The following is a 17788-nucleotide window of genomic DNA, read 5'->3' on the forward strand; positions in this document are numbered from 1 at the left end:
CGGTCAGGATGCCTTCACCGCCCCCGTTGCCCCTACGGCAGCGGGCACAGATCCCGAGCGCCGGCCTCTCTCCCATGCTCGACCGGCTTGCCGGTGAACGGGCCACCGGAGTGCTGATGCGCGAAGGCGGCATGCTCTACCTGTCCGAGGGCCAGGTGGTGTACGCCGAGAGCCCCGCGACCCCGGGCCTCGACGCTCTGCTCATCACGCGCGGCACGCTCGACGCCGACGGCTGGCGGGAGGCGGTCGCACAGGCGGGGGCGCGGCAACGGGTCGGACGGTTCCTGGTCGACAGCGGCCGCATCGGCGAGGGCGCGCTGGAACTGTGCCATCTGGGGGCGCTGTACGACGCGGCGTACTTCGTCCTCGGCCCGAGCAGCGCCCCGGTCCATTTCCGGTACGGCGAGGCGCATTGGCTGGGCCCCGTGCATCCGGTCCCGGTGGCCGCGCTGGAACGCGAGACAGTGCGCCGCCGCGAACTGCTCCACGGGATCTGGCCCGACCCTGCGACGGACGAGGCCCCCCTCGTCCGTGCCGCCCGCCCCGCGAAGCTGACGGTCACCCCCCGCCAGAGCGCGGTGCTCGACCGGATCGACGGCGTACGCACGGCGGCGGACATCTCGCGGGCACTCGGCCGCCCGGCCTTCCACACGCTGGTGGACGTACGGCGACTGGCCGCGGCGGGCGTCATAGCGCCCAGCGGTGTGGGCGGTGGGCGGCCCTCGGCCGAGCCCGCGGGCGGCGGCACCTCACCCGCCCCCACCGAACCGACGCTGCCTCACGCCGATCCCCACATCACGTTGCTGAAGAGGCTCAGGGATGCGCTGGAGGCCCTTTGACCGGATCGAACGGCAACGCCCTGCCGAGAGGAGACCCCTGATGGACGCGGAGCCCGAGGTCCTGGCCGAACTCCACCGGCTGAGAACCCGTATCCCCCAGCTGACCGGTGCCCTCGCCGCCAGCGTCGACGGACTCGTCCTCGCACGGGACACCCCCGGAATCGAGGCGGAGGGCGTCGCCGCGCTCACGGCCGCGGCGCTCGGCGTCGCCCAGCGGATGACCGACGCCACCGGCCAGGGCGACTTCCGCGAACTGCTCGTCCGTGGCGTCAACGGCTATGTGGCCACGTACGCGGCAGGCCGCAGCGCCGTCCTGACGCTGCTGGCCGAGGACCGCGTCAACGTCGGCCGGCTGCACCTGGAGGGCCGCCGGGCAAGTACCCGGATCGGCAAGTTGGTCGACGAAGCCGCCGCCCGGGACGAGCCCGCGCCGCAGCCCCGCGCCACCAGGAGCACTGCGAAGACCACCACCGGGCCCACCCCCCTGCCGACCCGCACCACACGCACGTCCACGCGCCCCCGATCGGCCGCGAACGCGCACACCACCACCGAAAGTTGAAAGGACACACCCGAAAATGGCCAACACCGAAACCGCGCTGAAAGAGGCGCTCGCCTCGATCGAAGGCGCGACCGGAGTCGCCCTCGTCGACTACACCAGCGGCATGGCTCTGGGCACGATGGGCGGCAGCAAGAGCTTCGACCTGACGGTCGCGGCCGCCGGCAACACCGATGTCGTACGGGCCAAGCTGCGCACCATGGAGCACCTGGGGCTCAAGGGGCAGATCGAGGACATCCTGATCACGCTGAACGACCAGTACCACCTGATCCGGCTGCTCACCGGCCGCGGCGGCAACGGTCTGTTCCTCTACCTCGTCCTGGACTCCAAGCGCGCCAACCTGGCGATGGCCCGCCACCAGTTGAAGAAGATCGAGGAGGATCTGGAGGTCTGACCTCCCGGCCCGCCCGCTGTCAGCATGGGCCGCACGAGCGCTGTGGTACGGCGGCGCGCCCCGCCCGGGGCCGCGTCGCCGGCCGCGACGCCGGTGGCGCGGCAGCCCGTGAGCGGCTTGCCCGCGGGCGCGTCACCACGGCGGGGGCGGGTCCGTCACCGCCACGACGCGGACAAGTCCGAAGAACCGGCGCCCGGCAGGACTACTCCACGAACAGCCCCTTGGCCGCCGCGCGCGCGTCGAACTCCTCCAGCCTGGCCTGGGCGTCCGGCAGGTCGTCGCACATCGCCTCCAGCAGGACCCGGCCGAGCAGCATCGGCGAACAGGCCGTGTCGAAGGCGAGCCCGGTACCGACCGCGGCCGGCAGCAGCAGGTCCGAGACCTTCGCCACCGGCGCGAACGCCGAGTCGGCGACCGTGACCACCGTCAGACCCGCTTCCTGGGCGTACGCCAGTGCGTCCACGACCTCGCGCGGATGCCGGGGCAGCGCGAAGCAGAGCAGCGCGCTCGCGCCCGCCCGTACGGCCGCGTCGACACGGTCGTGGAGCATCGTGCCGCCCTCGTGGAGCAGCCGCACATCCGGGTGGACCTTCGCGGCGAAGTAGGAGAAGCCGTACGCCTGGGAGGCCGCGGCCCGCAGGCCGAGCACGGGCAGGGGGCGCGAGGCGGCGAGGATCCGTCCCGCCTTGCGCACGGGCCGCGGATCGGCCAGCGCCTCCGCCAGATGTCTGAGGTTCTCGATCTCGGCTTCGACGGCCTGCTGGTACTCGTTGCAGGAGCCCGGGTCCACCGCCTGTTCGACAGGTGCGACCTCACGCAGGTGCTTGCGCAGGGCCGGGTAGCCGTCGAAGCCGAGGGCGACCGCGAACCGGGTCACGGACGGCTGACTGACCCCCGCGAGTTCGGCGAGTTCGACGCTCGACAGGAACGGCACGTCGGCGGCGCGCCGCACCATGCTGTGGGCGATGCGCCGCTGGGTCGGCGTCAGCCGGTGCCCCTCGAAGAGCGCCTGCAGCCGTGCGGCAGGACTGTCGGTCACGCTCATGACGCGCTCCCCCTCCAGAGTCCGCGAACCGAACCATCAACAACCTATTCAAACACCAAGACGCCTGCATGGCGATATGCAAGCCGGGCGTCGGCCGTTGCCGCCGGGCCGCGGCACAAGCGTCCGCGCCGTGCTCACAGCGCTCGGCGTGCTCCCGGAAGGCCCCCGCCTGAACAGGGGGGCTATCCCCAGTGCGGCGGGCGCCCTGCCTCTCCTAACGTGGTGCGCATGACCGGAATGGACGCGCGGGACGGCGACCTCAAGAAGGAACTCGACGCCAGCCTGCAGGCGCGCAGGGAACTGGGCGAGGAATACGACTCGGCGCTGGTCGAATCCTTCCTGGAAAAGGTCGACCAGCGTATCGACAGCACGATCGACCGCCGCGTACGACGGCAGCTGGCCGAGCAGCAGATGGTGGTCGCGCGCGGCACACGGTCCCCGCGGGCGACGGACTCCTGGGCCGAGCGCTTCGGCTTCGGCGTCGTGTCGCTGGTCCTGGCGATCCCGCTGTCCGCGATCGGTGCCGCCGCCGGTCACCTGTCCGGCCTGCTGGTCACCTGGGCGGGCATCGTCGGGGTCAATGCCGTACAGGCCGCGCGGACCACTCCCGGCCTCTTCGGTCGCCGCCGCGCCTCCTCGCAGGACAGCGACTGGGAGGGGTGACCGGCGCCGACCGCTCCGCGACCGACTGCCGTCCAGAGGAAATACCGGCCGAAGAGTCATGCGCGGGGACCGCCGCACCCCCGTTTCCGGGGGGCGGGACGACGGCAGTCCCCGCGAGGGACGCGGGCCGGGGCAAGGCCTGACGGGCGCGTCCGTGGCGTCCATGGAGGTCCGGGAGCCGCTCCGGAGGTCCGTGACGCCGTTTCGGTCGCCGACCGGGCGAGGACGTCCCCCGTGCTCAACGTCCGGGGGTACCCCGTCGCCCTGCCGACACCCACCACCGTGCCGGACTCGTGTTAAGCGGATGCTGCGCGGACGTGACGCGCTCGTACCACTTGCGGGAAACGTTCCCCTACGACCGGACGTTCGCTAGTGCTTTCCCCCCTTGGCCAGGAACGCCAGCAGGTCCTGCCGGCTGACCACTCCGGTGGGCTTGCCCTCGACGAGCACGATCGCCGCGTCGGCCGTACCGAGCACGGACATCAGGTCCGCCACCGGCTCGCCGGAACCGACCTGCGGCAGCGGCGCGGACATGTGCTTCTCCAGCGGGTCCTCGAGCGTGGCCCGCTTGGTGAACAGGGCGTCCAGCAGTTCGCGCTCGACCACGGACCCCACGACCTCGGCGGCCATCACGTCCGGGTGGCCCGCGCCCGGCTTGACGATCGGCATCTGCGAGACGCCGTACTCGCGCAGCACCTCGATGGCCTGGCCGACCGTCTCCTCGGGGTGCATATGGACGAGGGAGGGGATGGAGCCGCCCTCCTTGTCGTTGAGGACGTCACTGACGCGGGCGCTCGGGCCGGTGTCCTCCAGGAAGCCGTAGTCGGCCATCCACTCGTCGTTGAAGATCTTGCTGAGGTAGCCGCGGCCGCTGTCCGGCAGCAGCACGACCACGACATCGTCCGGGCCGAGCCGCTCGGCGACCCGCAGTGCCGCCACGACCGCCATACCGCAGGAGCCGCCGACCAGCAGCCCCTCCTCCTTCGCCAGCCGCCGGGTCATCTGGAAGGAGTCCTTGTCGGACACGGCAACGATCTCGTCGGCGACGGTCCGGTCGTACGCGGTCGGCCAGAAATCCTCGCCGACGCCCTCGACGAGGTACGGGCGCCCGCTGCCGCCGGAGTACACGGACCCTTCGGGGTCGGCGCCGATGACCTTGACGCGCCCGTCGCTGACGTCCTTCAGGTAGCGCCCGGTACCGGAGATGGTCCCGCCGGTGCCGACGCCTGCGACGAAGTGGGTGATCTTCCCGTCCGTCTGCTCCCACAGCTCAGGGCCGGTCGAGTGGTAGTGCGACAGGGGGTTGTTGGGGTTGGAGTACTGGTCGGGCTTCCAGGCGTCGGGAGTCTCACGGACGAGGCGGTCGGAGACGTTGTAGTAGGAGTCGGGGTGCTCCGGCGCGACGGCGGTCGGGCACACGACCACTTCGGCCCCGTAGGCGCGCAGCACATTGATCTTGTCGGTGGACACCTTGTCGGGGCACACGAAGATGCACTTGTAGCCCTTCTGCTGAGCCACGATCGCCAGCCCCACCCCGGTGTTCCCGCTGGTCGGCTCGACGATCGTGCCCCCCGGCTTGAGCTCGCCGCTCTTCTCGGCCGCCTCGATCATGCGCAGGGCGATGCGGTCCTTCACGGAACCGCCGGGGTTGAAGTACTCGACCTTGGCGAGGACGGTCGCCTGAATGCCGGCGGTCACGCTGTTGAGCTTCACCAGCGGGGTGTTGCCGACGAGGCTGATCATCGAGTCGTGGAAATGCACCGTTGTCTCCGGTCGCTGCAAAGGACGTGGTCGTGATGGTCCCGCCAGCGTAAGCGCTCCCGTGGCCGGGCGGTCCGTATCCGCGGGCCGTCCTGGGTGTTCACATCCTGTCGAGATTGGGCGACAGGGTGTACGGGGCAAGCACTGGATGTACGGCTACGAGGAGGTGGCGGCGACGCATGTCGAGCATGTCCAGAGCGAGGGTGGCCCGGCGCATCGCGGCGGGCGCGGCGTACGGCGGTGGCGGGATCGGTCTGGTGGGCGCGGCCACCATAGGACTGCTGCTGGCGGAGGTGCAGATGGCCAAGCGCCTCGTGGGCAACGGCCACAGCCCTCACCCGCCGAGCGCCGACGGTGTGTACGGCTGGAGCATCCCCCGCCCGAGCGGGGCCGGAAGCGGGGAAGAGTACGCCTCCCTGGCCGAACCGCACCTGCGACTGACGATGCTCGGCGACTCCACGGCCTCCGGGCAGGGCGTGCACCGCTCCCGCCAGACGCCCGGCGCACTGCTGGCGTCGGGTCTGGCCGCGGTGGCGGAGCGCCCGGTGGAACTGCGCAACGTGGCTCTCCCCGGAGCCCAGTCCGACGATCTGGACCGCCAGGTGACACTGGCGCTGAAGGACCACGACCGGCTCCCCGACGTCTGCGTCATCATGATCGGCGCGAACGACGTGACACACCGCATGCCGCCGACGCGCTCGGTGCGCCATCTGTCGGCGGCGGTCCGCCGGCTGCGCACGGCGGGCGCGGAGGTGGTGGTGGGCACCTGCCCCGACCTGGGCACGATCGAACCGGTCCAGCAGCCGCTGCGCTGGCTGGCCCGACGGGCCTCACGGCAACTGGCCGCGGCCCAGACGATCGGTGTCGTCGAGCAGGGCGGCCGCACGGTGTCGCTGGGCGATCTGCTCGGCCCGGAGTTCGAGGCGAACCCACGTGAACTGTTCGGCCCCGACAACTACCACCCCTCGGCCGAGGGCTACGCCACGGCGGCGATGGCGGTCCTGCCGACGGTCTGCGCGACCCTGGGACTGTGGCCGGCGGAAGAGGAGCGCCCGGACGTCTCCCGCCGCGAGGGCTTCCTCCCGGTGGCCCGTGCCGCGGCCGAGGCGGCCTCGGAGGCGGGCACGGAGGTCACGGCCGCCATGCCCACGGGCCCGCGGGGCCCGTGGGCCCTGCTCAAGCGCAGGCGCCGCCGTCGCCTCCCGACCCCGGACGCCGCACCGGCCCCAGCCCCGGAGCAGGCGGTGTGACCACCGAGCAGAGCGGTACCCGCCGGGAAGCAGGGTCCCGCCCCGCCGGCGTTCCCCATCACCAGCGATACCGAAAGGGCAAGCAAGCGCTTAGGAAAGTGCGGCCCGAGTCACACCGCCACGGCCGTGACCTCCACCGTACGTACGGGTAACTTCGCTCGCAGCCCTGCCTCCCTCGTGCAATGGAGCCGTGATGCCCGAAGCCGTCATCGTCTCGACCGCCCGCTCCCCCATCGGTCGCGCCTTCAAGGGCTCCCTGAAGGACCTCCGCCCCGACGACCTCACCGCCACGATCATCCAGGCGGCCCTCGACAAGATCCCCGCGCTGGACCCGAGGGACATCGACGACCTGATGCTCGGCTGCGGCCTGCCCGGCGGCGAGCAGGGTCACAACCTCGGCCGGATCGTCGCCGTGCAGATGGGAATGGACCACCTCCCGGGGTGCACCATCACCCGTTACTGCTCCTCCTCCCTGCAGACCTCCCGCATGGCGCTGCACGCCATCAAGGCCGGCGAGGGCGACGTCTTCATCTCCGTCGGCGTCGAAACGGTCAGCCGCAGCATCAAGGGCACCTCCGACGGCCTCCCGGACACCCACAACCCCCTCTTCGCCGCCGCCGAGGCCCGTACCGCCGCCGTCGCCGGATCCGAGGGTGCCGACTGGCACGACCCGCGCGAGGACGGCCTGCTCCCCGACGCGTACATCGCGATGGGCCAGACCGCCGAGAACCTCGCCCGGCTGAAGGGCGTCACCCGCGAGGAGATGGACGAGTTCGGCGTCCGTTCGCAGAACCTCGCCGAGCAGGCCATCGCCAAGGGCTTCTGGGAGCGCGAGATCACCCCGGTGACCCTCCCGGACGGAACGGTCGTCAGCAAGGACGACGGCCCGCGCGCCGGCGTCACCCTGGAGGGCGTCTCCGGCCTCAAGCCCGTTTTCCGCCCCGACGGCCGTGTCACCGCCGGCAACTGCTGCCCCCTCAACGACGGCGCCGCCGCCCTGGTCATCATGAGCGACACCAAGGCCCGCGAGCTGGGGCTCACGCCGCTCGCCCGGATCGTCTCCACCGGTGTCTCCGGGCTCTCCCCCGAGATCATGGGCTACGGTCCCGTCGAGGCGAGCAAGCAGGCCCTGAAGCGGGCCGGCCTCACCATCGAGGACATCGACCTCGTCGAGATCAACGAGGCGTTCGCCGCCCAGGTGATCCCCTCCTACCGCGACCTGAACATCCCGTTGGAGAAGCTGAACGTGAACGGCGGCGCCATCGCCGTCGGCCACCCCTTCGGCATGACCGGCGCCCGTATCACCACCACGCTGATCAACTCGCTCCAGTGGCACGACAAGCAGTTCGGTCTGGAGACCATGTGCGTCGGCGGCGGCCAGGGCATGGCGATGGTCATCGAGCGCCTCAGCTGACGGGCGCCCGTCCTCTGCGCGTACCGGCCCGGAGCATTCAGGGCTCCGGGCCGTCTCGTGATCCAATCTCCTTCAGGATGTGATCTATCTCCTCCCGAAGAGGATCGAAGCAGGTCAGAGCCCCTTCACGGATATGCCTCGCGACCAAGACACTGTCCGTTTCGTGACGTTACGCACTGACAGTCGGTGCGACCGGCCTTCAAGCTGAGGTAGGAAGTCGGGGTCGTCTGTGAACCGGGAGTACGTTCAGTGAGCGCCATGCCGATTGCTCTGCTGCTCACCACGGCCGCCACGGCGGGCGTGGGCGTCGCCGTCCTGTGCTCCGTGCGGGCGCTGCGCCGACAGGTCATGGACCTGCGCAGTGAACTCGCCGCCGATCGCGCCGCGCACGCGCGCGGGCTGGTGCCCGCCGCCCGCTTCGCCGCCCACGCGGAGGAGATACGCGCCGCCCTGTCCGAGGCGCTCGCCGAGGAGCGGGAGCGCGAACTGGCCGAGGCGCGCGCCTTCTGGGCCGCCCAGGAGGCCCATGACATCACCGACGCCCCCCTCCTGTTCGGCCTGCCCGACACCGAGTTGTTCCTGCCCCGCCAGCCGGACTTCGCGGGCCTGGAGCACGACAGCCTGGAGCCGGTGGCCGAGCCCACCGCCGACGACAGCGAGTTCGCCGGGGGTACCTCCCTGGACGGAGCCCTTGGGGGAGACTCCCCCGAACTGGCCGCGGCCCGCCGCCGCCACCCCTCGCATCCCGACTTCGTACCGTCCCCGTCACCCGTCGTGAACGACCACGAGCGTACGGTCGCCTGCCTGGAGGAACTGGCCGCCGCCCGCACCGAACTCGCGGACGTCCGCCCGGGCCCGATGGGCACCCTCGACATCTATGTCTTCGCGGACGGCACGACGCTGTGCATGACCCCGGGCCACCGCGAGACCGCGGAGCGCCTGGCCGCGGCCCTGAGCACCGGCCGTACCCCGGTCCTGCTCGGCGGCTCGGGCGTCTCGGGCGCGTACACCCTCACGTTCGCGTGCGGCGACGAGAGCATCTTCGTCCTCGCGGACCGCGTCGTCGCGTCGCTGTAGGCGACGGCCGGACCGCCCCTCACAACGCGGCGCCCCGGCCACTTCACCGTGCCGGGTGCCCCGATCAGATCCCGGCGCGTTTCAGCGCTTCCTCCGCGAGTGCCACGGCCTCGGCAAGTTCTTTCTCGTCGCGCAGGACGAGTGCCAGGTCGTGCGCGGCGACCGTGATCTGGTCGGCAACCGCGAACATCCCCGCATCCGGCATCTCGCGAGGCTCGGCCGAGGGGTCCTCGAGGAGTTGGGCACGCCGCGCCAGCTCCCTGGCCAGCCCCAGCGCCTCGGCCGCCGCGCACCGCTGCAGCCTGCTCTGCGGAGCGGCCCGCAACCGGTCGGCGAAGTGATCAACGGCCCGGGTCAAAGGCGTCGTATCAAGCACCCCGCGAGACTACGCGCCCCGGCGGGACTGTTGCCAACAGACGGACGCTCAGGCACGGTGGCCTGAAGGACCGGCATCACGAGAGCGTCCGGAGGCGCCGATGTCCCAAGTCTTCTCCGAGGAGACCCATCGCAATCTGCTCGCCCGCATCCCCCACTGCACCGGCCGTGAAGTGTCCGACTGGCTGCGCACCGTCGACGAAGGCCCCGCCCTCTGCTTCGAAGAGAAGGTCAGTTGGCTCCGGCACGAGCACAATCTCGCGTACGGCCACGCCAAGGCGATCATCCACGAGCACACCCTGAGGAGGGCCGCGCGCAAGCTGGGCTGAGCGCGCACCTCTCCTCACCGCATGGTGAAGGGCCCGCGAACTGCGGTTCGCGGGCCCTTCACCATGCGGGAGGCCGTGAGCCCGAGGGCGCACGGCCTCCACGGAGCGTCAGTCGTTACTGCTGAAGATGGCGACCAGCCGCAGCATCTCGACGTAGATCCACACGAGGGTCATGGTCAGGCCGAACGCGGCCAGCCAGGCCTCCTCGCGCGGGGCGCCGTAGGCGATGCCGTCCTCGATCTGCTTGAAGTCGAGGGTCAGGAAGAACGCGCCGAGCAGGATCGCGATGATGCCGACGATCGCGCCCAGCGGGCCCATGCTGCGCAGCCCGCCGTCGGGGGCGGCGCCGAAGACGACCAGCAGCAGGTTGACCAGCATCACCGCGCAGAAGGCGATGGCGATGGTCATGCCGATCCGGGCGTACCGCGCGGTGACACGGATCCAGCCCGCCTTGTAGACGAGCAGGGTCGCACCGGAGACCGCCATGGTGCCGAGCACGGCCTGGAAGGGTGCCCCGGACCACCGCGCGTTGTACATCTCGCTGATGACACCCAGGAAGACGCCTTCGAAGGCGGCGTACCCGAGGATCAGCGCGGGCGAGGGGGTGCGCTTGAAGGACTGCACCATCGCCAGGACGAACGCGATGATTCCGGCGCCGCCCGCGAGGCCGAGGCTGCCGCTCGAGACCGGCAGCAGCGCCCAGGCGACGATCGCGCCGACGGCGACCGTGCCGAGCGTCATGGCCGAGCGCATGACGACGTCGTCCATCGTCATCCGGCCGGTGGTGGCCGGGGCCTGCGGCGGAGCGCCGTACTGCGTCTGCTGGGCGTAGGGGTTCTGTGCGTAGGGGTTCTGCGCGTACGGGTTGCCTTGCGCGTACGGGTTGCCCTGCGTACCGGCAGCGGCTCCCCCGGCCTGCGGCGCGGTGTTGAAGCCCGCGTAGCCGTTGTCGCGGCTGAACCCCCGTCGCGAGAAGACCGGGTTGCTGCTCCTCATTTCACTCCTCCATGGCCACCGTGCGCGGCCTTGGCTCAAGAGTAATAGGTAGGCAAAGGATTGACCCTACTGCTTGGGAAGGATCTTTCCCTCGTCCTTGTGCGCAACACGCTACGCTCGCGAGCGATTCCCGGCGCGAAACCCTCCTATCCATGACCAATTCGGAACCCAGTCGAGACCGTCCGTTCACGGACCAGTGGTCCACGTCACTCCGACGGCCCACAGCAACGTCACTCCCGCGGGAAGCCCGCTGGCCGGCCCCGGCGGTGAAAACCGGTCAGGTCCGTATCGGCGGCCGGGCCTTCCGGTCCGCCCCCTGCGACGTCACCGGGAAGTTCACCGACTCCACCACCTCGCCCCCCTGCCCGGGGCCGGGCATCGGCACATAAGACTCCGAAGCCGGATGGCGCCACCGCGCATCGCCCTGCCGTAACGGCACCGACCGGGCCCCGGCGCCGGGCGCCGGCCTCTCCCCCGGCGTGGGCTGTGCACATCAGACGGGCAAGCAGGACCATTGACCGTGGAGAGGATGAGATCGATGTCTCCCGGGCGAAACGGATCCGACGTGCCCTTGTCCGCAGGGCCACGCGATCTCTTCGACGCGTCCAGTGACGCCACGGCGGTGGTCCGCGCCGACGGAGTCGTGCTCGGCTGGACTCGTGCCGCGGAAGCGCTTCTCGGCTACTCCGCCGAGGAGGTGGTCGGCCGCTCCGCCGGACGGCTGCTGGCGATGCCGGGGGATCCGGTGCGTGTCGCCGGTGTCGCGGAGCGTTGCCGCGGGGGGATGGGGTGGAGCGGCCTGGTCCTCCTTCGGCGCCGCGACGACGACCGTATCGAGGTCGACCTGCGGGTGTCCGCGTCCTTTCGCATCGGCGCGGACGACTGCTTCCTGATCTCGGCACGGGAGCGCAAGCAGCAGTGGACAGTGGGCCAGTCCGTGCTCGACGGCTTCCTCACCCGCTCGCCGGTCGGTATGGCGGTCATGGACGTCCAGCTGCGCTACGTCTGGCTGAACGACACCCTGGAACGCATCGGCGGTGTGCCCCGTGAGCAGCGGCTGGGTCAGCGTATGACCGACATCCTGCCGGGCCTGGAGGCAACCGCCCTCGAGGATCTGATGCGCAAGGTGCTGGTGACCGGGATACCGGTCATCGACCATGAGTACATGGGGTGGAGCTGGGCCGATCCGTATCGCCCGCGCGCCTACTCCGGATCGTTCTTCCCCCTGGTGGACGCCGACCGTTCCGTCACCGGCATCTGCTACATGGTCCTGGATGTCACCGAGCGGTGGAACGCCCGCCGCCTCCTGTCGCTGGTCAATGAGGCCGGGACCAGTTTGGGCAGGACCCTGGACGTGATGCGGACGGCTCAGGAACTCGCCGAATTCGCCGTTCCCCGCTTCGCGGACCTCGTCGTCGTCGATCTCCTGGAGACCGTCCTCAGCACCGAGGGCCACGGGGCATGGCTGCCCGATGCCGGGCCGGCGGCCGCCAGGCCGGTGATGCGCCGGGCCGGCATGAGCTCGGTGCGGGAGGGCTGCCCGGAGGCGGTCAAGCGGATCGGGGACGAGGTGGACTTCGCCGCCCCGCTCCGCCATGTGAACCTGCTCGTCGATGGCGAACCGGTCTTCATACCGATCATCGATCCGGCCAACCCCCTGTGGCCCGACGATCAGGCCGACAGGAACGCGCGTATCCGCGAGTTCGGACTCCACTCCCTCATCTCCGTGCCGATGCGGGCACGGAAAACCGTCCTGGGCCTCGCCACGTTCCTCCGGTCGCAAAACCCGGTCTCCTTTCATCCGGACGACGTCCTGCTGGCCCGGGAACTGGTGGCGCGCGCGGCGCTGTGCGTGGACAACGCCCGCCGTTACAGCCGCGAGCACACGGCGGCGGTCACGCTTCAGCACAGTCTGCTGCCCCACGCCCTGACGGGCGGAACGGCGCTGGAGGTGGTCTCGTACTATCTGCCGGCCAACGCGGCCGGCGGGGTCGGCGGCGACTGGTTCGACGTGATCCCCCTGTCCGGCGCCCGGGTGGGCCTCGTCGTCGGCGACGTGGTCGGCCACGGCATCACCGCGGCCGCGACCATGGGCCGGCTGCGCACCGCGGTGCAGACCCTCGCCGACATGGACCTGCCGCCCGATGAACTGCTCGCCCACCTCGACGACCTGGTGCTCCGGCTGAGCGAGGAGGAGGACGACGACGAGACGGCCGGCCGGACCAGCACGACCGTACTCGGAGCGACCTGCCTGTACGCCGTCTACGATCCGGTGACGCGGATCTGCGCGATGGCCCGGGCCGGGCATCCGCCCCCCGTCGTGGTCACGCCCGACGGGCACGCGTACTACCCGGAGCTTCCCGCCGGGCCTCCGCTCGGGCTGGGCGGGTTGGCGTTCGAAGCCGCCGAGATCGAGTTGGCCGAGGACAGCCTGTTCGGCCTCTACACCGACGGCCTCGTCGAGGGGACCGACCGCGACATGGAGCTGGGCCTGACCCGTCTCGGCGAGGCGCTGTCCCAGTCCGCCCCCAGCCTCGAAGCACTGTGCGCGTCCGCCGTGGGGCACCTCGTCCCCGTGCCGCAGCCCGACGACGTCGCGCTTCTGCTGGCGCGTACGCACGCCTTGAGCGCAGACCATGTCGCCTCGTGGGATGTGCCCGTCGATCCGGCCGCCGTCAGTGACGCCCGCGACCTGGTGACCCGCCAGCTGCAGGCCTGGGGTCTTGAGGAGCTGGCCATGACGACGGAACTCATCGCCAGCGAGCTGGTCACCAACGCGATCCGCTACGCCTCGGGGCCCGTGCGGCTGCGGCTGCTCCGCAACTCCCGCCTGACCTGCGAGGTCGCGGACGCCAGCAGTACGGCTCCCCGGCTGCGGCATGCCCGGAGCACGGACGAGGGCGGCCGTGGCCTCTTCCTCGTGGCTCAGCTCGCCCATCGCTGGGGCACGCGCCACACGGCCAAGGGAAAGATCATCTGGACTGAGCAGGAGATCCCGTGACCTGGCGGGCTCCCACACCCCGAAAGCGGTACGGCACCTTCCCCTCGTTCTGACGGGTCAGGCGCCGTACGGGTCGGAGGTGCCCGGAACCGGACTCGAACCGGTACGCCCCCGAGGGGCAGCGAGGTTTAAGCTCGCCGTGTCTGCATTCCACCATCCGGGCAGGCCTTGGGCTCCGCATCTCGGCTCCGAGCCTATCGGGGCGCCTCCCCCGAACAGCGGGCGGGCGATGCGATGTTGTCTTATTTTATTGATGTCTGAGGGAGCATCAGCACGCTGTACGGGCCATCCGCACCTGCCAGTAGCCTTTCTGGCCACCACGGACCGTGTATGCGGAATGACGGAATTTCACCGTGCGGGATGAGGGCGGCGGGAGCGGTCCGGCACGACGTGCGGGGGCGCTCTCCGCTCGGGGCGACCCCCGGACGGTGTCATCCCCAGGTATGACAACTGCGGGGCATGGTCCGCCTCGAGGCTGCCCCCGGAACCGGAACAGCGGGTGACTTCGCGGTACCGATCGGCAGCGATGATGGAACACGTCCCCTTGACCGTCGTCCCGACAGGAGCACCGTCCCGTGACCAGCACCCCCCTCGCCGACCGGACCACCGCGGTGGCCGCCCGCGCCACGGATCTGTCGAAGATCTACGGCCAGGGCGAGACCCAGGTGGTGGCCCTGGACGGGGTCAGCGTCGACTTCCAGCAGGCCCAGTTCACGGCGATCATGGGGCCCTCGGGCTCCGGCAAGTCGACGCTGATGCACTGCGTCGCCGGACTCGACTCCTTCTCCTCCGGCTCCGTCCGCATCGGCGACGTCGAACTCGGCTCCCTGAAGGACAAGCAGCTCACCAAGTTGCGCCGGGACAAGATCGGCTTCATCTTCCAGGCGTTCAACCTGCTGCCGACGCTGACCGCGCTGGAGAACATCACGCTGCCGATGGACATCGCCGGCCGCAAGCCGGACAAGACGTGGCTGGACACCGTGATTGAGATGCTCGGCCTGTCGGGGCGGCTCGGGCACCGGCCCTCGCAGCTGTCCGGCGGCCAGCAGCAGCGCGTCGCGGTGGCGCGGGCCCTGGCGTCCAAGCCGGAGATCATCTTCGGCGATGAGCCCACCGGCAACCTGGACTCGCGCTCGGGCGCGGAGGTGCTGGGCTTTCTGCGCAACTCCGTACGGGAGTTGGGGCAGACGGTGGTGATGGTCACCCACGACCCGGTGGCGGCGGCGTACGCGGACCGGGTGATCTTCCTGGCGGACGGCAGGATCGTGGACGAGGTGTACGAGCCGTCCGCTGACGCGGTGCTGGACCGGATGAAGCGGTTCGACGCGAAGGGCCGCACCAGCTGAGCCCAGCGGCCCGCACCGCCCCGGCGCTCCGGCCCGGCCCGAGGAACGACCAGCCCGTCCGGCAGTTGAGGACGGGGGCGTTCCGGACGGGTGCAGGGTCCGGAGGCCGGGCACCCCCGCGCGCCTTCGACCCATCCGTCGCACCATCCCAGCCCCCTGGACAGAGGAAATGTTCCGTACCGCCCTGCGCACCGTGCTCGCGCACAAGGCCAGGCTGCTCATGACCGTGCTCGCCGTAATGCTCGGCGTGGCCTTCGTGTCGGGCACCCTGGTGTTCACCAACACCATCTCGGACGCCTACCAGAAGAGCTCCGCCAAGGGCTTCGACCATGTCGACGTGGCAATCCGGCCGGAGGGCCGCAAGAGCACCGGCGACACGCTCGGCAAGAATCCCGAGCTGACGCAGTCCCTGCTCGACAAGGCCGCCGCGGTGCGGGGCGCCGACAGCGCCGTCGGTGTGGTCGGCGACTTCACCGCCATCGCCGACAAGGACGGCAAGCTCATCGGCGGCGGCTTCCGGACCCAGGGCGGGAACTACTGGGGAACCAAGGACTCCCGGTACCCGCTGGTCAGCGGCCATGCGCCCCAGGGGGCCAACCAGGTCCTCATCGACTCCAAGACCGCCGAGCGCGCCGGGTACAAGGTCGGCGACACCGTGCGGATCTCCATCGACGGGCCCGTCCTCACCCCCGAGATCACAGGCATCTTCACCACCGACGACGGCAATGTCGCCGCGGGCGGCAGCCTCGCCCTGTTCGACACGGCCACCGCCCAGCGGCTGTTCCACAAGACGGGCGCGTACGACGAGATCGATGTGAAGGCCGCCTCCGGCACCAGCCAGATCGCGCTGCGGAACGCGCTCGACGAGATCCTGCCAAAGGATGTCGCCTCCACCATCACCGGCAAGCAGCTCGCCGACGACCAGGCGCAGCAGATCTCCGACGCGACCAGCAGCATGCGCACCGCCCTGCTGGTCTTCGCGGGCATCGCGCTGTTCGTCGGCACGTTCATCATCGCCAACACCTTCACCATGCTGGTGGCCCAGCGCACCAAGGAACTGGCCCTGTTGCGCGCGGTCGGCGCCTCCCGCCGCCAGGTCACCCGGTCCGTGCTCATCGAGGCGTTCGTGGTCGGCGCGGTCGCGGCCGTCACCGGTCTGGTGGCCGGGATCGGCATCGGCGCCGGGCTGCGGTCGGTGATGAGCTCCTTCGGCGGAAGCGTCCCGGACGGGCCGCTCGTCATCAGCCCGGGCACGGTCGCCTCCGCCCTCGTCGTCGGCATTGTGATCACGATGCTGGCCGCCTGGCTGCCGGGCCGCCGCGCCGCGAAGATCCCGCCGGTCGCCGCTATGAGCAGCATCCACGCCAAGGCGACCGCCAAGTCCCTCGTCGTACGGAACACGATCGGCTCCCTGTTCGCCGGTGCCGGCATCGCCACCGTCCTGTACGCCACCACGCTGGACAGCACGGACGGCCAGGCCCCGATGGGTCTCGGCGCGATGCTCCTGGTCATCGGCGTCTTCGTCCTCACCCCGCTGCTGTCGCGCCCGCTGATCGCCGCCGCCGCGCCCCTCCTGCGGGTCTTCGGGATCTCCGGGAAGCTCGCCCGGCAGAACTCGGTGCGCAACCCGCGCCGCACCGCGGCCACCGCCTCGGCCCTGATGATCGGTCTGACCCTGATCACCGGTCTGACGGTGATGGCGGGCAGCCTGCAGGCCGCGATCGACAAGATGGCGTCCTCCGCCATCCAGGCGGACTACGTGGTGTCCATGGCGAACGGCAATATGCTCTCCCCCGACGTGGAGAAGACGCTGCGGTCGACCGATGGCGTCACCGCGACCAGCGCGCTGCGCTCCGCGCCCTCCCGTATCGACGGCGAGACCGAGTACCTCACCGGTGTCAATGGGGCCACGATCGGCAGCCTGACCGACTTCACGGTCAAGGACGGCTCGTTCGCGATCGGCGGCACGCGGGTCGTCGTCGACGAGGACACCGCCAAGTCCCACCACTGGAGCGTGGGTTCGCGGTTCACGGCCTCCTTCGAGGAAGGCCGCAAGCAGCAACTGACGGTCGCCGGGATCTACGACAGCACCGAGATGATGCGCGGCATCATGCTGGACAACGCGACGCTCTCCGCACACCAGAGCGACCCGTCCGACATGCAGGTCATGGTCAAGACGTCCGGCGGCGCCACCTCCTCGGTCAAGAACACGCTGGAGAAGGCGCTCGGCGACAACCCGGCCATCCAGGTCCAGGACAAGAAGGACATCTCCAACAGCGTCGGGCAGGTCTTCACGATGATGCTGAACATGCTCTACGGTCTGCTGGCCATGGCGGTGATCGTCGCGGTCCTCGGCGTCATCAACACGCTCGCCATGTCGGTCTTCGAGCGCTCTCAGGAGATCGGGATGCTCCGCGCGATCGGCCTGGACCGCCGGGGCATCAAGCGGATGGTCCGCCTGGAGTCCCTGGTGATCTCGCTCTTCGGCGGCGTCCTCGGCATCGGTCTGGGCGTGTTCTTCGGCTGGGCGGCCGGTGAACTCCTCGGGACGAAGCTGGCGACGTACCAGCTGGTCCTGCCGTGGGGGCGGATGGCCCTCTTCCTGCTCATGGCGGCGGCGGTCGGCATACTGGCCGCCCTGTGGCCGGCCCGGCGCGCGGCCCGGATGAACATGCTGGCGGCGATCAAGTCGCAGTAGCAGCAGTCGCGTCGGGGCCCCGTCCGGTCACTTTCCACCGGACG

General features: G+C 70.5%; 15 protein-coding genes and 1 tRNA gene. 11 read left to right on the plus strand and 5 right to left on the minus strand.

Annotated elements, in window-relative coordinates; translation table 11 throughout:
* Window positions 1-8 precede the first annotated feature (8 nt).
* The 3 genes from BIV24_RS24645 to BIV24_RS24655 are packed head-to-tail and all read left to right on the plus strand — an operon-like array spanning window position 9 to window position 1789.
* Window positions 9-839: a hypothetical protein gene (locus tag BIV24_RS24645; RefSeq protein ID WP_079168501.1), complete on the plus strand. Its 831-nt coding sequence runs from the start codon at window positions 9-11 to the stop codon at window positions 837-839.
* 40 nt (window positions 840-879) lie between these two features.
* A complete protein-coding gene (locus tag BIV24_RS24650) occupies window positions 880-1398 on the plus strand; it encodes a roadblock/LC7 domain-containing protein (RefSeq protein ID WP_071368627.1) in 519 nt (172 codons plus the stop codon).
* A 16-nt stretch (window positions 1399-1414) separates the two neighbouring features.
* The gene (locus BIV24_RS24655; protein WP_071368628.1) at window positions 1415-1789 is read left to right on the plus strand and encodes a roadblock/LC7 domain-containing protein; all 375 of its coding nucleotides are present in this window, start codon (window positions 1415-1417) and stop codon (window positions 1787-1789) included.
* Window positions 1790-1991: 202 nt separating this feature from the next.
* On the opposite strand, the gene BIV24_RS24660 is transcribed toward BIV24_RS24655, so the two are convergent.
* A complete protein-coding gene (locus BIV24_RS24660) occupies window positions 1992-2834 on the minus strand; it encodes a MurR/RpiR family transcriptional regulator (RefSeq protein WP_071368629.1) in 843 nt (280 codons plus the stop codon).
* Between the two features lie 237 nt (window positions 2835-3071).
* Here BIV24_RS24660 and BIV24_RS24665 point away from each other — a divergent pair, with 237 nt between their 5' ends.
* Window positions 3072-3497 carry a hypothetical protein gene (locus tag BIV24_RS24665; protein WP_071368630.1) on the plus strand — a complete coding sequence of 142 codons (426 nt, stop codon included), beginning with the start codon at window positions 3072-3074 and terminating at the stop codon, window positions 3495-3497.
* Window positions 3498-3866: 369 nt separating this feature from the next.
* Here the strand turns inward: BIV24_RS24665 and BIV24_RS24670 are convergent, their stop codons facing one another.
* Entirely contained in the window at window positions 3867-5258 is a 1392-nt protein-coding gene (locus BIV24_RS24670) for a cystathionine beta-synthase (protein ID WP_071368631.1), read from the minus strand.
* A gap of 179 nt (window positions 5259-5437) precedes the next feature.
* Here BIV24_RS24670 and BIV24_RS24675 point away from each other — a divergent pair, with 179 nt between their 5' ends.
* From BIV24_RS24675 to BIV24_RS24685, 3 genes are all read left to right on the plus strand, one after another.
* Window positions 5438-6508, plus strand: coding sequence for an SGNH/GDSL hydrolase family protein (locus tag BIV24_RS24675; protein ID WP_177198810.1), 1071 nt, complete (start codon window positions 5438-5440; stop codon window positions 6506-6508).
* 193 nt (window positions 6509-6701) lie between these two features.
* Window positions 6702-7922: an acetyl-CoA C-acetyltransferase gene (locus BIV24_RS24680; protein WP_071368632.1), complete on the plus strand. Its 1221-nt coding sequence runs from the start codon at window positions 6702-6704 to the stop codon at window positions 7920-7922.
* 258 nt (window positions 7923-8180) lie between these two features.
* Entirely contained in the window at window positions 8181-8999 is an 819-nt protein-coding gene (locus BIV24_RS24685) for a hypothetical protein (protein ID WP_071368633.1), read from the plus strand.
* A gap of 64 nt (window positions 9000-9063) precedes the next feature.
* Here BIV24_RS24685 and BIV24_RS24690 read toward each other — a convergent pair whose 3' ends face one another.
* Window positions 9064-9375 (minus strand): hypothetical protein, encoded by a 312-nt coding sequence (locus BIV24_RS24690; protein ID WP_071368634.1) that lies wholly within the window; start codon window positions 9373-9375, stop codon window positions 9064-9066.
* A 100-nt stretch (window positions 9376-9475) separates the two neighbouring features.
* On the opposite strand from BIV24_RS24690, the gene BIV24_RS24695 reads away from it, so the two are divergent.
* The gene (locus BIV24_RS24695) at window positions 9476-9703 is read left to right on the plus strand and encodes a DUF4287 domain-containing protein (protein WP_071368635.1); all 228 of its coding nucleotides are present in this window, start codon (window positions 9476-9478) and stop codon (window positions 9701-9703) included.
* 108 nt (window positions 9704-9811) lie between these two features.
* Here BIV24_RS24695 and BIV24_RS24700 read toward each other — a convergent pair whose 3' ends face one another.
* Window positions 9812-10699 (minus strand): Bax inhibitor-1/YccA family protein, encoded by an 888-nt coding sequence (locus BIV24_RS24700; RefSeq protein WP_071368636.1) that lies wholly within the window; start codon window positions 10697-10699, stop codon window positions 9812-9814.
* Window positions 10700-11237: 538 nt separating this feature from the next.
* Here BIV24_RS24700 and BIV24_RS24705 point away from each other — a divergent pair.
* Window positions 11238-13700 (plus strand): SpoIIE family protein phosphatase, encoded by a 2463-nt coding sequence (locus BIV24_RS24705; RefSeq protein ID WP_071368637.1) that lies wholly within the window; start codon window positions 11238-11240, stop codon window positions 13698-13700.
* An 80-nt stretch (window positions 13701-13780) separates the two neighbouring features.
* Here the strand turns inward: BIV24_RS24705 and BIV24_RS24710 are convergent.
* Window positions 13781-13863, minus strand: a tRNA-Leu gene (locus BIV24_RS24710).
* A 412-nt stretch (window positions 13864-14275) separates the two neighbouring features.
* Between BIV24_RS24710 and BIV24_RS24715 the strand changes: the two genes are divergently transcribed.
* Both BIV24_RS24715 and BIV24_RS24720 read left to right on the plus strand, forming a co-directional pair.
* Window positions 14276-15046 carry an ABC transporter ATP-binding protein gene (locus BIV24_RS24715; RefSeq protein WP_071368638.1) on the plus strand — a complete coding sequence of 257 codons (771 nt, stop codon included), beginning with the start codon at window positions 14276-14278 and terminating at the stop codon, window positions 15044-15046.
* A gap of 169 nt (window positions 15047-15215) precedes the next feature.
* Complete coding sequence (locus BIV24_RS24720) at window positions 15216-17744, plus strand: ABC transporter permease (RefSeq protein ID WP_071368639.1); 2529 nt, start codon at window positions 15216-15218, stop codon at window positions 17742-17744.
* The last annotated feature ends 44 nt before the right edge of the window (window positions 17745-17788 follow it).

It is taken from the genome of Streptomyces colonosanans, assembly GCF_001866645.1.
Lineage (GTDB): Bacteria > Actinomycetota > Actinomycetes > Streptomycetales > Streptomycetaceae > Streptomyces > Streptomyces colonosanans.

Excerpts from the sequence above, each read along its gene's own strand:
- BIV24_RS24675 (WP_177198810.1), top strand. The coding sequence starts at position 5,438 with ATGTCGAGCATGTCCAGAGCGAGGGTGGCCCGGCGCATCGCGGCGGGC.
- BIV24_RS24695 (WP_071368635.1), top strand. The coding sequence starts at position 9,476 with ATGTCCCAAGTCTTCTCCGAGGAGACCCATCGCAATCTGCTCGCCCGC.
- BIV24_RS24650 (WP_071368627.1), top strand. The coding sequence starts at position 880 with ATGGACGCGGAGCCCGAGGTCCTGGCCGAACTCCACCGGCTGAGAACC.
- BIV24_RS24660 (WP_071368629.1), bottom strand. The coding sequence starts at position 2,834 with ATGAGCGTGACCGACAGTCCTGCCGCACGGCTGCAGGCGCTCTTCGAG.
- BIV24_RS24665 (WP_071368630.1), top strand. The coding sequence starts at position 3,072 with ATGGACGCGCGGGACGGCGACCTCAAGAAGGAACTCGACGCCAGCCTG.
- BIV24_RS24680 (WP_071368632.1), top strand. The coding sequence starts at position 6,702 with ATGCCCGAAGCCGTCATCGTCTCGACCGCCCGCTCCCCCATCGGTCGC.
- BIV24_RS24720 (WP_071368639.1), top strand. The coding sequence starts at position 15,216 with ATGTTCCGTACCGCCCTGCGCACCGTGCTCGCGCACAAGGCCAGGCTG.
- BIV24_RS24705 (WP_071368637.1), top strand. The coding sequence starts at position 11,238 with ATGTCTCCCGGGCGAAACGGATCCGACGTGCCCTTGTCCGCAGGGCCA.
- BIV24_RS24700 (WP_071368636.1), bottom strand. The coding sequence starts at position 10,699 with ATGAGGAGCAGCAACCCGGTCTTCTCGCGACGGGGGTTCAGCCGCGAC.
- BIV24_RS24645 (WP_079168501.1), top strand. The coding sequence starts at position 9 with ATGCCTTCACCGCCCCCGTTGCCCCTACGGCAGCGGGCACAGATCCCG.
- BIV24_RS24685 (WP_071368633.1), top strand. The coding sequence starts at position 8,181 with ATGCCGATTGCTCTGCTGCTCACCACGGCCGCCACGGCGGGCGTGGGC.
- BIV24_RS24655 (WP_071368628.1), top strand. The coding sequence starts at position 1,415 with ATGGCCAACACCGAAACCGCGCTGAAAGAGGCGCTCGCCTCGATCGAA.